The sequence below is a fragment of the Alishewanella sp. BS5-314 genome, assembly GCF_025377695.1.
GTDB classification, from domain to species: Bacteria; Pseudomonadota; Gammaproteobacteria; order Enterobacterales; family Alteromonadaceae; genus Alishewanella; species Alishewanella aestuarii.
Map to the genome: position 1 here is coordinate 2,040,334 of NZ_JACEHJ010000002.1, position 12,480 is coordinate 2,052,813.

General features: G+C 54.4%; 16 protein-coding genes. 5 read left to right on the forward strand and 11 right to left on the reverse strand.

Annotation, left to right across the window (positions count from 1 at the left end; translation table 11 throughout):
* Positions 1 to 109: 109 nt before the first annotated feature.
* Genes ftsX through ftsY form a run of 3 tightly spaced genes read right to left on the reverse strand, consistent with a single transcriptional unit; the run spans position 110 to position 3,017 of the window.
* On the reverse strand, positions 110 to 1,084 hold the full coding sequence (gene ftsX, locus H1D31_RS14010; protein WP_261259420.1) for a permease-like cell division protein FtsX: 975 nt from the start codon (positions 1,082 to 1,084) through the stop codon (positions 110 to 112).
* Positions 1,081 to 1,764: a cell division ATP-binding protein FtsE gene (gene ftsE / locus H1D31_RS14015; protein ID WP_008606962.1), complete on the reverse strand. Its 684-nt coding sequence runs from the start codon at positions 1,762 to 1,764 to the stop codon at positions 1,081 to 1,083. The genes ftsX and ftsE overlap by 4 nt, the downstream gene beginning before the upstream one ends.
* Before the next feature lie 5 nt (positions 1,765 to 1,769).
* On the reverse strand, positions 1,770 to 3,017 hold the full coding sequence (gene ftsY, locus H1D31_RS14020; RefSeq protein ID WP_261259422.1) for a signal recognition particle-docking protein FtsY: 1,248 nt from the start codon (positions 3,015 to 3,017) through the stop codon (positions 1,770 to 1,772).
* A gap of 80 nt (positions 3,018 to 3,097) precedes the next feature.
* Here ftsY and rsmD point away from each other — a divergent pair, with 80 nt between their 5' ends.
* A complete protein-coding gene (gene rsmD, locus H1D31_RS14025; RefSeq protein WP_261259423.1) occupies positions 3,098 to 3,697 on the forward strand; it encodes a 16S rRNA (guanine(966)-N(2))-methyltransferase RsmD in 600 nt (199 codons plus the stop codon).
* A 6-nt stretch (positions 3,698 to 3,703) separates the two neighbouring features.
* Here the strand turns inward: rsmD and H1D31_RS14030 are convergent, their stop codons facing one another.
* Entirely contained in the window at positions 3,704 to 4,321 is a 618-nt protein-coding gene (locus tag H1D31_RS14030; protein WP_261259424.1) for a YjaG family protein, read from the reverse strand.
* Between the two features lie 66 nt (positions 4,322 to 4,387).
* Positions 4,388 to 5,998, reverse strand: a complete 1,611-nt coding sequence (locus H1D31_RS14035) for a hypothetical protein (protein WP_261259425.1) — start codon at positions 5,996 to 5,998, stop codon at positions 4,388 to 4,390.
* A 254-nt stretch (positions 5,999 to 6,252) separates the two neighbouring features.
* On the opposite strand from H1D31_RS14035, the gene H1D31_RS14040 reads away from it, so the two are divergent.
* Entirely contained in the window at positions 6,253 to 6,831 is a 579-nt protein-coding gene (locus H1D31_RS14040) for a DUF4136 domain-containing protein (protein WP_261259427.1), read from the forward strand.
* A gap of 56 nt (positions 6,832 to 6,887) precedes the next feature.
* Here H1D31_RS14040 and H1D31_RS14045 read toward each other — a convergent pair whose 3' ends face one another.
* Positions 6,888 to 7,463, reverse strand: a complete 576-nt coding sequence (locus H1D31_RS14045; RefSeq protein WP_261259429.1) for a DUF3833 domain-containing protein — start codon at positions 7,461 to 7,463, stop codon at positions 6,888 to 6,890.
* Positions 7,464 to 7,561: 98 nt separating this feature from the next.
* Here H1D31_RS14045 and H1D31_RS14050 point away from each other — a divergent pair, with 98 nt between their 5' ends.
* Positions 7,562 to 8,179, forward strand: coding sequence for a 2OG-Fe(II) oxygenase (locus H1D31_RS14050; protein ID WP_261259431.1), 618 nt, complete (start codon positions 7,562 to 7,564; stop codon positions 8,177 to 8,179).
* Positions 8,180 to 8,186: 7 nt separating this feature from the next.
* Here H1D31_RS14050 and H1D31_RS14055 read toward each other — a convergent pair whose 3' ends face one another.
* Genes H1D31_RS14055 through H1D31_RS14065 form a run of 3 tightly spaced genes read right to left on the reverse strand, consistent with a single transcriptional unit; the run spans position 8,187 to position 9,992 of the window.
* On the reverse strand, positions 8,187 to 8,606 hold the full coding sequence (locus H1D31_RS14055; RefSeq protein ID WP_008950101.1) for a DUF192 domain-containing protein: 420 nt from the start codon (positions 8,604 to 8,606) through the stop codon (positions 8,187 to 8,189).
* Between the two features lies 1 nt (position 8,607).
* Positions 8,608 to 9,471: a 4-hydroxybenzoate octaprenyltransferase gene (gene ubiA, locus H1D31_RS14060; protein WP_261259435.1), complete on the reverse strand. Its 864-nt coding sequence runs from the start codon at positions 9,469 to 9,471 to the stop codon at positions 8,608 to 8,610.
* Positions 9,468 to 9,992, reverse strand: a complete 525-nt coding sequence (locus H1D31_RS14065) for a chorismate--pyruvate lyase family protein (protein ID WP_261259438.1) — start codon at positions 9,990 to 9,992, stop codon at positions 9,468 to 9,470. Before H1D31_RS14065 ends, ubiA begins: the two co-directional genes overlap by 4 nt.
* Before the next feature lie 186 nt (positions 9,993 to 10,178).
* Here H1D31_RS14065 and H1D31_RS14070 point away from each other — a divergent pair, with 186 nt between their 5' ends.
* On the forward strand, positions 10,179 to 10,583 hold the full coding sequence (locus H1D31_RS14070; RefSeq protein ID WP_261259440.1) for a flagellar basal body-associated FliL family protein: 405 nt from the start codon (positions 10,179 to 10,181) through the stop codon (positions 10,581 to 10,583).
* A gap of 30 nt (positions 10,584 to 10,613) precedes the next feature.
* Here the strand turns inward: H1D31_RS14070 and glpG are convergent, their stop codons facing one another.
* Positions 10,614 to 11,420 carry a rhomboid family intramembrane serine protease GlpG gene (glpG, locus tag H1D31_RS14075; protein WP_261259442.1) on the reverse strand — a complete coding sequence of 269 codons (807 nt, stop codon included), beginning with the start codon at positions 11,418 to 11,420 and terminating at the stop codon, positions 10,614 to 10,616.
* Positions 11,420 to 11,746, reverse strand: a complete 327-nt coding sequence (gene glpE / locus H1D31_RS14080) for a thiosulfate sulfurtransferase GlpE (protein WP_261259444.1) — start codon at positions 11,744 to 11,746, stop codon at positions 11,420 to 11,422. The genes glpG and glpE overlap by 1 nt, the downstream gene beginning before the upstream one ends.
* 141 nt (positions 11,747 to 11,887) lie before the next feature.
* Between glpE and H1D31_RS14085 the strand changes: the two genes are divergently transcribed.
* Positions 11,888 to 12,478, forward strand: coding sequence for a LemA family protein (locus H1D31_RS14085; RefSeq protein WP_008606944.1), 591 nt, complete (start codon positions 11,888 to 11,890; stop codon positions 12,476 to 12,478).
* Positions 12,479 to 12,480 lie beyond the last annotated feature (2 nt).

A 12,480-nucleotide genomic window follows, 5' to 3' on the forward strand; every position in this document is an offset into this window, starting at 1 on the left:
TTAGCACTCTTTGACTGAGAGTGCTAATACTAGTTGCAACTCTTTATAGATCTGGTTTTTATAAGATAAGCAATTTTTATAACCAGCTGTCAGCTTAGCGGCAACTGGCTCAGGACGGCTCAATGGCACGTAAATGACGACGTACCGACAGATAGGATCCCAGTACCCCGAGCAGGATCGCCAGTAACAGCAAGCCGCCGAATTCATACAGACTCATCGCCTGTAACTGAAAATCGCTCTGGTACAGGCTGCTGATACTGGCAATGGCGCCGCGCAACCACCAGAGTAAGGCTTCGGTGACCAGAAAGGCCAATAGCCCACCAAAGACGCCGAACCAAAGCCCGGTATAAAGAAAAGGTCGCTGAATAAAAGCATCGGTCGCGCCGACCAGCTTCATCACTTCAATTTCATCGCGTTTATTAATAATTGATAAGCGGATGGTGTTGCTGACAATCAATAACACGGCACTGAGTAACAGCAGACCAATGGCCACCACAGCTTGCTGTAACAGCAGCACCAGCGCATCCAGCCGTTGCAGCCATTCCAGATCCAGCTTGGCAAACTCGACTATCCGCTCTTTTTCCAGCTGCTGTTGTAACTGACGGGCGGCAGCAGGTTCAGTATGCACCGGTAGCACCACCAGCACATCCGGCAGCGGGTTGTCGGTCAGATAATTTAGCGCCGCGCCAAAGCCGGACGCCTCGCGAAATTCTGCCATCGCCGCCTCTTTACTGATATGCCGCACGCCGGCGATCTGACTGTCTGCTTCGAGAATGGTTTTCAGGCTCTGCACTTGCTGCGGTGTCGCGGTATCACGGATAAATAAATTGATTTCTGCAGCCTTGGCAAAGCCCCCACTAATTTGCTGCACATTCTTGACCAGCAGGTGCAGCGTCGTTGGCAGCGTCAGGCTCAATCCCAGTACCGCTATCGTCAGCAGCGAGGAACCCGGCGTCCGCCAGAGCTCGCCCAAACTAAATACCGCCTGGCGGATATGGTGCACAAAAAACATCACAAAACGCTGTATGGCATTAACGCGGCTGGCCTTAGCGCCATGGGCCCGGCTACTGAACAAAATACTCATAGCGGCTCCTGTGCCGGCATCAGGCCGTCATTAATCATCCGGCCCTGCTTTAACGTCAGGGTGCGGTAACGCATCCGGGCAATCAGCCCCAAATCATGGGTTGCCACCAGCACCGAGACGCCAACCTGATTAAAGGCTTCAAACACCCGCATAATGTCGCGTGACAGTTCCGGATCCAGATTACCGGTTGGCTCATCTGCCAGCAGTAACGGCGGCTTATTAACCACAGCACGGGCAATACCCACCCGCTGCTGCTCACCGCCTGATAAGGTCTGTGGTAAACAACGCTGCTTATCCAGTAAACCAACCTTATCCAGCGCGGCATGCACCCGTTTTACCATTTCCTTGCCGGTAAAACCTTCAATCACCAGCGGCAAGGCCACATTATCAAATACCGTATGGTTCATCAGCAGCCGGTGATTCTGGTAAATAATGCCGACATCGCGCCGGACATAGGGAATTTGACTGCGTTTTAAGCGGCTAAGATCGATATTGTTAATCATCACCCGGCCGGTGCTGGGGCGTTCAATCATGCTGATCAGTTTCAGGATAGTACTTTTACCTGCGCCGGAGTGGCCGGTCAGAAACACCATTTCGCCTTTCGCGATGCGAAAGTTAATCCGCTCCAGTGCTACAAAGCCACCCGGATAGCTTTTACTTACCTGATCAAACTGCAGCATAGCGGTTATTCCTTGTTAAACAGCGCCCGGATAAAGTCCTGGGCCTGGAACTGCCGCAGGTCATCGATGGCTTCCCCCACCCCGATAAAACGGATCGGCACCTTAAACTGATCGGCAATCGCAAAGATCACCCCGCCTTTGGCAGTACCATCCAGCTTGGTCAAACTAATACCGGTCAGGGGGACCGCTTCGTTAAAAAGTTTGGCCTGACTCAGCGCATTCTGGCCGGTACCGGCATCCAGCGTCAGCATCACTTCGTGCGGTGCCGCCGGCTCAATCTTTTGCAATACCCGGACAATCTTCTTCAGCTCTTCCATCAGATGCGCTTTATTTTGTAAGCGGCCGGCGGTATCAGCGATCAGCACATCGACTTTACGGGCTTTGGCCGCCTGATAAGCATCAAAAATCACTGAGGCGCTATCCGCGCCGGTATGCTGGGCAATCACCGGGATCTGATTACGTTCGCCCCACACCTGCAGCTGCTCCACCGCGGCGGCCCGGAAGGTATCGCCAGCCGCCAGCATCACGGTTTTGCCCTGCTGCTTAAACTGCTGTGCCATCTTACCGATAGTCGTGGTTTTACCAACACCGTTTACCCCGACCATCAGGATCACAAAGGGGCCGTCACTGGCTTCAGGTTGCAGCGGCTGTTCCACGTGCTGCAACAACTCGGCCATATCCTGCTGCAGTTTTTCATACAGCAGACCAGCGTCTTTCAGTGCCTTGCGATCAGCATGGCTGGTTAACTGTTTAATCAGCTTCTGGGTCGTATCCATACCGACGTCAGCCAGTAGTAACTGCGTTTCCAGCTCTTCGTACAGCTCGTCATCAATTTTCTTGCCGACGAACAGTGAGGCTAAACCAGCCCCCAGATTCAGACTGGTTTTCGCCAGTCCCTGCTTTAAGCGGGCAAACAGACCTGGCTTTTTCGGGTTATCCAAGATCGGGTTAACCTTGGGTGCTGCAGCCTCTGCCGGTGCTGCTGGCGCTGGTGCAGCGGTGACCAGCGCCGGACTGCTGTCTGCCTGCTGTGCGGCGGCCGGATCCTCCTGGACCGGCACGTCGGCCGCAGACGCATCCGTTACTGGCGCTGCCGTTACCGCAGCATCTGCAACCGGCGTAGCAGCGGCTGGGGTTTCCGTTGTTGCTGTCGCGTTAGCGGCTGTAGACTCGGGCTGAGTTGCCGTGTCGGGTGCGTCTGATGGCTTCTTACCAAAACCAAGCCAGGAAAAGAGTTTATTCTGTTTTGTCATATGCAGTTAGGTCAGAGCTGAAAACTAGGATAAAATTGGCCTTATACTAACACCTTTATCTGTCAGGCAAAAACGAATCAATGAAACAATCGAGCAGTCGTGGTAGCGCAGGCGGCCCCAGCGGTTTCGTCAGAATCATCAGTGGTAAATGGCGGGGTAAAAAGCTGCCGGTAGCCGATGCCGCGGGCCTCAGACCCACGACCGACCGCGTTAAGGAAACCCTGTTTAACTGGCTGATGCAGGATACGGCAGAAAGTACGGTGCTGGATTGTTTTGCCGGTAGCGGTAGCCTGGGTTTAGAGGCACTGTCACGCTACGCTGCTTATCTGACACTGGTAGAAAAAGCGCCGGCATTGGCGCGGCAGCTGCAGCAACATCTGAAAGCGTTGGCCGCGAGCAATGCTGAGGTGGTCAATGCCGATTGTCTGCAATGGCTGCAGCGCCCGGCACAGCGGCAATATAATCTGGTGTTGATCGACCCGCCATTCCGGCAGGGCTTGGCACTGCCTTGCTGTCTGGCGTTAGAGCAACAGGGCTGGCTGACAGACAGCGCCCTGATCTATCTGGAAACCGAGAAAGAACTGGCATTAGGCGCCATACCCGCCAACTGGCAGCTGCTAAAGGAAAAGGTTGCCGGCCAGCTGGCCTATCGCCTCTTTCTGCGCCAGAGTAGCCGCTAAATAGGGTTACTCTGTCTCCGGGCTAAGCTCCATGCCGAGGTTGGTCAGCCCCTGCTCTTTGACCCAGGCTTTTAACTGCTGCATTTGTTCGCGGCCGATCCGCGTCATCGGTTTGACCAGTTCGATCAGCTCCGCCAGACATTCCATCTCGTATTGCATCAAGGGGTGATCCCGCACCAGCTTTTTCAGCTCAGCTTCGGTGGTAATATCCGCGTCTTCCGCTTCATATTCAATCAGCCGGGCCACGGTGGCCTGCGAAATCTTCGCCACATTAACAAATTCGGCGGCATCCTGTTCGCGGATGCCATTAAGCATCATATCCAGCGCTGTGGCGCAATCAACCGCCGGATAGACCCCGAACATATCGTAATGATTGACCTCAGGCGTCGCCAACTCCAGTTCTTCCGCCAGGCGCTCGAAATTGATTTTTGCTTTCGGTACCGTCAGCCACTCCCAGCACAGATCAAGAATTTTGCGCACCAACACCGGATCGCCGAACTGACTGACTTCGCTAAACAGTTGATAATTCGGTAACATCCGCTCCAGCAAACTGGCAGCAATAGCTGCCTGCTGCGCCAGATTAAGTTCGCGCATCTGCTGAAAGTTATTGGCTTTTTGTTTCATAGCATTCCTAAAAAAGAGTATTCCTGTCAAAAAAATAGCAGGCTAGCCGGCCTGCTTTGGCGCCTATTATGGCATGGTTGACAGCTGACGCTGTGCATATTCAAATTTCAGCTTATATTCGGTCAGCCGGCTTTGCAGATCGGATAAGGCCGCCTGATGCTCTTCCTGGCCTTTGGCTAATTCCTGCCGCAGCACCCGAATGGTCTCCCGGGCCTGATCCGCTTCCAACTGCTGTTTCTCAACTGTGACCTCCAGCCGCAAGCGGGCCTGTTGCAGCAGTAAATCCTGCCGCTCCAGTTGTTCCCGTAATTGCTGTTCACTGGCGGCCAGTTGCTGTAATTGGGCAAGCTGCTCGCTTTGTTGCTGATTCAGCACCTGATTTTCTTCCTGCAATTGCAGATACATCTGCTGCTTAAATTGCAGTTTCTGCCCCAGCTCTGTCTGCTGCTCAGTCAGTTGCTGTATCTGCTGGCGCTGCGACTCAAACTCAGCCTGTACCAGCTCCAGTTGTTGTTGTAATGACGACACCTGAGCCGCCAGTTCGTCAGCCTTTTGTTGTTCAGCGGCAACAGCTGCTGCCGCTTGTTGTTTATGTTGCTGCAGCTGTTCGGTCAGTTCGGTCAGTTTCTGTTCGGCTTCTGCCTGGGCGGCTGCCGCTTGCTGCTCACGCTGTTGTAGCTGTTCGGTTAATTCCACCAGTTTCTGCCCGGCGTCTGCCTGGGTGGCAGTAACCTGCTGTTCACGTTGCTGTAGTTGCTCGCTTAGCGCCGCCAGTCTCTGTTCGGCTTCTGCCTGAGCGGCCAGCACTTGCTGTTCACGCTGTTGTAGCTGTTCGGTTAAATCCGCCAGTTTCTGTTCGGCTTCTGCCTGGGTGGCAGTCACTTGCTGTTCGCGTTGCTGTAGCTGCTCGCTAAGCGCCGCCAGTTTCTGTTCGGCTTCTGCCTGAGCGGCCAGCGTTTGCTGTTCACGCTGTTGTAGCTGTTCGGTTAAATCCGCCAGTTTCTGTTCGGCGTCTGCCTGTACCTTGGCCGCCTGTTGTTCGTGTTGCTGCAGCTGTGTAGTAGTCTGTGCCAGTTGTTGTTGCAGCTCGGTAACTTTTTGCTGTTCAGCACTCAGCGTACTGGCAGTGCCGACACTGGCTGCAGCCAGCTGTTGCTCCAGCTCTGCCACCTTTTGCCGTTCCGCTGCATAAGCGGTATCGGCCACGGTCAGCGCCTCCTGCTGCACCTGCATTGCCTGTTGCAGCTCGGCTAACTGTTGCTGCAACTGACCAGCCGTTTGCTGTTCTGAGGCGTGTTGTTCTGCCGCACTGGCTTGTTGTTGCTGCAACCCGGCTAACTGCGCTTCTAATTGCTGCAGTCTTTGCCGTAATTGCTGATTTTGCCGTTCCTGTTCCTGCAACAGCCGCGGATCGGCAGCAGGTGCCGGCACAGCCAACTCCAGCTGCTGCTGGCTTTGTTGCCAATCTTTGTAGAGTTTTTGATAAGCCTGTTCGTGGGCGATAAGCCGCTGTTGCCATTGAGCATCCAGCGCAGTTTGCATTTGTTGCAGCCAGAGTTGCTGCTGTTGCTGTAACTGGGTGGCAAAGCTGGCCAGTGCATCAGACAGGGCGGCTGACGCCTGTTGACTGACTGCTTCAGGTTCAGCTCTGGTTGGCGTTTTATCCTTTGTTTTCATTATTATCTCGTAAAATCTGCCGTTACAGGCTGGCAATACACTATGCTAAGTGTAATAGCAGCGCGCATGCAATGCTAACTTCTTAGCAGCACAAAGTCAGTGACTCCTGTCTGGCTGGGTAATTTGCTGTGCCAGCCGGAACTTAGTTTGCTTGCCAGCGTCAAAATATGCAAGTCGCAGCCGGGTTGATCGCAGAAATGGCTGGCGCAGTATAGTAAGATATCAAGGCTAAGTTGATTGAGATGGCGGTAGTTATGAATAAGCAGCATTCTTCCTGGCTCTGGCGCGGCATCCTGCTGGCCTCAGCCTTGTGGTTAACAGCCTGTGCCTCAGGCCCTAAAGTGCGGACCGATCAGGCGCCGAACGTCGACCTGAGTAGTTATCAAACCTTTGGCTTTATGTCCGAGTTGGCAACTGATCGCGCCGGTTATACCAGCCTGGTGACCCAGCACCTGAAAGCCGCTATTACGGCGGAGATGACGGCGCGCGGTTACCGGCTAAGCGATGAGCCACAGCTGTTGATTAACTTTAACTCTAACGTGGCACAGCGTTCAGAAGTGCGCACTACCACTTCACCCAGTCTGCATCCGTACAGCTACTATTATTATCGCCGTGGTCTGTATGCGCCTTTCCCCTATTATCAAACCGATGTCGAAACAGTACATTACCGCGTTGGCACCGTGAATATTGATTTAGTGGATGCCAGCCGTAAGCAACTGGTGTGGGAAGGGATTGCCGAGGGTGTATTAAGCCAGCAGGATCTGCAGCAACCACGCGAGTCCACCGCGCGGGTCGTCAATCATATTTTTCAGCAGTTTCCCAGCCGCCGCTAAATGTATTCAACATTGTTGAGCCCACAGCGGGCTCAACGGTGCAACACCCGATCCTGTTACAACTTGGCTGCCAGCTCAGCAACCTGCTGCTTTAAAGGCGTACAGTCTGCACTGCTATCGGTTTGTTGGATCGATAACGTCAACTCCGCCACCTTCAACCCAAACTTATGCATCGTGGTGCGGTTAATCAGATTTTGCGGATCAATCAGATATAGCCAGTCTTTAACTGTCACATCCAGGGTGCTACCGTCGTAAGGGATGCGCAATACATATTGCCAATACAACGCATTACCGGCCAGTTGGCCGCTGGCTTCCCCTACCACGTCACCGGCTGTACCACTAATTTTGCCTGAATTGTCTTGCTGCAACCGCCAGTGCCGCTGCTCAATACGGCCGTCACTAAAATAAAACACCTCGTACAGGTCGCCACGGCCTTGTTGCCATTCGCCACACAGATCCGCCGTAAAGCGTAGCGTCTGGCGGCCACGCCAGTCGTGTAGCACGCCATAGGCGCGGCCACTGCCGGCGAAAAACTCATCCAGTTTTAATACCGGCGTTTGTTGCCGGTAGTCCAGTACAGTTTTGCTGCAAGCGGTCAGCAGCAGTGTCGCCGCAAGTAAAGCGATGCGCATGGTCATTCCTCCTGTTTCTTATGTTGCTGATACGCGAGTCGCTATGAGCTGGCTCACTGCTATGGCAAACTATGTCCGTTACCGCTTTTGGAGTCATTATGTCAGCGCCAACCGCAACCGACTGGGACAGCATTATCACCCCCTTCTATCAGCAGGGCTGGGTTTGGCTACCCACTTTTTTACCCGAGCCGCTAACCTCTGCGCTATTGGAGGATTTGCAGCAGCAGCCGCTACGCGCGGCAGGCGTGGGCCGCCAGGCCGCGCATTTGCAGGATCAACAGATCCGGCGCGACCACACCGCCTGGCTGGACGGCAGTACGCCGGCACAACAGCAGTATCTGGCACTGATGCAGCAGTTACAGCAGGTATTTAACCAACGCTGTCTGCTCGGCCTGTTTGATTTTGAATGCCATTATGCGCGTTATCAAAGCGGTGACTTCTATCAGAAGCATCTGGACGCCTTTCAGGGCCGCTCCAACCGGGTGCTGACCACGGTCACCTATCTTAACAGCGTCACTGAAGGTGGCGCTCTGGCATTGTATGACGAGCAGGATCAGTTGATCCGGCAGTTTCAGCCAGCAGCCGGCGGGTTAATTGTGTTTGAGAGTGAGCGCTTTCCACATGAAGTGTTGCCAGCCAGCAGCCCGCGCTTTAGCATAGCCGGCTGGTTTCGGCGCAATAACAGCCTGAATGGCCTGATTGATCCCAGCCGCTAGCCGGCTGTCAGTCGCGAACTAAGCTGAGCTGACTGCCGACCGTCAAGCCGCGGGCGGCAAACCAGCCGCGCGGTTTCTCCAGGGCGGCAATCACCGGGCCTTCCGAGCTGACAATGCTTTCATCATAAGGCTCAAGCGGCTTAATACTCTGAATTTGCCAGTTGGCATCAATAAAGGCGACATCCAGCTCCAGACCGGTATTACGCATCCACAAACTTATTGGCTCCGGCACCGTGTATAACAGCAGCATACCCGGCTCGGCACTTTGCTGAAACATCAGACCGCGGGCTCGTAACGCCGGCGTATCGGCCAGTTGCACCGCAACTTGCTGTCCGGCAAAGGCGATCTGGGCCCTGCCAAACGGCGGCTCTGCCTGCACGCTGCTGCAACCTGCTAACAACAGTAAACTGAGTAAATAGGCTTTCATATTAGACTCCCAGCGCCACCGCCAAACCGACAAACAGCAGCATACCAACATAATGGTTATCCAGGAACGCGGCAAAGGCGCCCTGAGGCCCCTTTGTCGCCCGGTAGTGCTGCCAGGCAAAAGCCGGCACACAGAGCGCCAGGGCTAAAAAGAACGGCCAGCCCAGTGCCAGCGTTTGCCCCAGCAATGCCAACAGGCCTAAAAAGCCGAGTTGCAACAGCGCTATCACCGGCTGGGCATAACGGCCAAACAACACCGCCGTCGATTTAATACCGGCCTTGAGATCATCGTCACGGTCGACCAGCGCATAAAAGGTATCATAGGCCACTGTCCACAGCAGATTCGCCAGATACAGCCACCAGGCGTACAGTGGCACCTCACCCTGCAGCGCCATAAAGGCCATCGGGATCCCCCAGCTATAGGCCGCGCCCAATACCAGCTGAGGCAGATGGGTGTAGCGTTTCATAAAGGGATAGCTGCTGGCCAGCAGCACGGCCACCAGCGCCAGCAGTTGGGTTTGCCGGTTTAAGAACAGCAGTAAGCTGGCAGCCAGTAACAGCAACAGCAGAAACAGCTGCAGCGCTTCAACCGGCTGTAGCTGGCCACTGGCCAGTGGCCGGGCTTTAGTGCGGTTCACCTGACCATCAAAATGGCGATCGGCATAATCATTGATCACACAACCCGCCGAGCGCATTAACAGCACGCCGAGGCTAAAGATCAGCCAGTAATCGAGAGGCGGGATCCCATCCGCAGCAAGCCATAATGCCCACCAGGTAGGCCATAGCAGCAGATAGGTGCCGATCGGCTTATCCAGCCGCATCAATTGCCAGTAGGCCTGGCGTCGTTGCCAGCTTAGCGTTGTCATAGCGTCTCCACCACCGGCAGAAAAACCTCTGCCACTAATAAGGGCGCACCGGCTACCGAGAACACGGAGCGTCTGGCCCAATATTCACCCGCAGCGATCTCTGCGCTTGGCCGCGGCAGGCTAAGCCGGGCAATTTCAATCGGACTACGTTGCAAATCCGGATACTGAAACAACAACTCGCCCAATGGCTGTTCCCCGAGGGCAGCCAGCTGCTGCAAGCGTTGTTGGCTGGACTGCGGGATCCAACTCTGGGCATAGACAGCCGCTTGTTGATCGCACCACATTAACACCTCGCGGCGGGTACAAAGGCTACTGGCCGGCAACAGCGGCTGCAAGGTCTGCGGCAGTGGCAAGGATTGTTCCGCCAGCAACTGCAGCCGGAATTGCTGGCAGTGCGCTTTTAAACGGGCGGTCAGTGACGCCGGCTCCAACAGCCAGGGTAACAGGGTAGCCGGTGCCTTACTGGCATCAGCCTGTTGCCAGGGTTCAGCACAGGCCGCCAGCGAAAATACTGCTGTCATCAGTTAGTCGGGTTCAGAATGCAAAAATTGCCGCATTATAGCAAGGGCAGGAATTTTTTTAAGCGGCAATTCGTTTAACTATTCTTTACCCGGCCATTCGCCTAACTTTTTTAAGTCGGCAATTCGCCTAACTAAGAGACTACTGATATGATTATCTGAAATCCGCTCCGATGAGGAAAGCTAACCTTGCGCGTATTACTGCCCCTGATCTTTGCACCGCTGCTGTTATTAACAGCGCTGCCTGCCCAAGCACAGCAAAATGTGCCTGAGGTGGTGTATTACGGCTTTGACCCGGATATCGTCACCAACTATGTTACCGAAAACCGCCGCACCCTGGGTTACTTGCGGGTGTCAGTAGAGCTGATGTTACCCAGTCGTGAGCTGCTGAAAACCATCGAATACCATGAGCCGCTGATCCTGGATACCATTATCGGCATTCTGAGTAAGCAATCGGAAGAGAAGGTCAAATCCCTGCATGGGCGCGAAGAGATCCGACTGATTATTCTGGAACAGCTGCAACAGGTACTGCGCCGGGAAACCGGGCAGCCAATGGTGCAGGATGTATTGTTTACCAAATATCTGTATCAGTAACGGCAGAGCCTGCCGTTACTGCCAGCTGAATTATTGATGACGCCGGTCCCGGCTTAACCAGGCCCAGAGTAAGCCACAGCCCAAGCCGCCCAGATGCGCCCAGTTCGCCATATTGACCCACAACAGATCGAAAAAGCCCAGCAGCAACCACAGCAACATAAAGCCAAACAGACCATGACCCAGCTGATAGCGCTGACGACCGCTTAATACATCACTCAGGTAGCAATAGCCCACCAGTGCATACACCACCCCGGATAAGCCACCAAAATTGGGGCCGGCCAGTGCCAGTTGCAAGCCATTGGAAATCACCGCACTGCTCAGGGTCAGTTGCAATAAAAAGCCACTGCCTCTGAAACGTTCGATTTTGGCGCCCAACAAGCCCCACCAAGCCAGATTAAACACCAGATGGGAGAGCGAAAAATGCAGCAAGATCGGAGTTAGCCAACGCCAGAGCTCTGCATTATTGGTTAACAGCAGCGCCTGGGCGGCCGCACGAAAATCCAGCTGCTGCCAGCCATAGACCGCCAGCGTCAGCAAAACCAGCAGCAGGGTTAACGGCAGTTGGCGCCACAGCTGCTTGGACGGCAGCCGGATCGATGGCTCCAGTTGCACACTGTTACTCTGTTGCCAGGCTGCCGCCTGATAACGCGGATGATCCGGCTCACGGATAAATTCCGTCAACAGGGCTTCCACTTGCGGCAACTGCGCGCTGTCGGCCAGCAGCAGTGTCAGCTCGCCCTCCAGCTGCAGCTGCACGGTCAGCCCCTGACTGGTGCAGTAATCGGCAAATAACAGCGCCGCCGGCTGGGCGCGAAACTCCGCAACCTTAGTCAGCATCAGGCGTCACTGTGCCCGCTGACAACAGGCTGTTGCGTGCGCCAGCTCTCAACGCCGCCATCCATACTGTACACCTGTTCGTAGCCCTGCTCTGCCAGATAACGCGCCGCGCCCTGACTGGAATTACCGTGATAACACACTACGACCACCGGCTGTTCAAATGGCACCTGGCGCATAAACTGGCCCAGGCTGGTGTTGGTCAAATGAAAGGCGCCCGCGATATGACCACTGGCAAAGCTTTGCTCGTCGCGGATATCGGCAATTACTGCCTGCTGGGCTAATAACTCCAGCGTTTCTGCCACTGAAATACGTTTAAAATCACTCATAGCTACTCCCGGTGCAAGGCCGTTATCATACCGCAGGTTGCCGCACTTTAGTACTAATCCGGCGAAATCCGGCTGCAGACACTGGACAGAAGGTTAAACTTTCATTAACAATACACCTTGATATCCTGTAAGGAGCTTAAAATGACGTTACTGATAATTCTGGCCTTGCTGGCGGCGGTGGTATTTTACCTGATCAGCATCTTTAACCAGCTGGTTAAACTGAAGAACCGTTTTCAGAATGCCTTTGCGCAAATCGAAGTACAACTTAAGCGCCGTTATGATCTGATCCCCAACCTGGTGGAAACTGCCAAAGCCTATATGCAGCATGAACGCGAAACGCTGGAAGCCGTGATCGCCGCCCGTAATGCCGCGCTAGCCGGGCTGAAAGTGGCCGCCAATAACCCGGGCGATGCCGGTGCCATCAGCCAGTTAGCCCAGGCCGAAGGCGCGCTGCAAGGTGCAATGAGCCGCTTTAGTATGGTGATGGAAGCTTATCCGGACCTGAAAGCCAGCGCCAATATGCAGCAGCTGTCAGAAGAGCTGACCAGCACCGAAAATCGTGTTGCTTTTGCCCGTCAGGCTTTTAATGATGCGGTAACCGAATATAACACCTATAAACAAAGCTTCCCGCCGATGTTCTTTGCCGCCAGCTTTGGCCACAAACAGGATGCCAAGCTGCTGGAATTCGCTGACAGCGCGCAAATTCAACAGGCTCCCAAAGTCAGCTTTTAAGC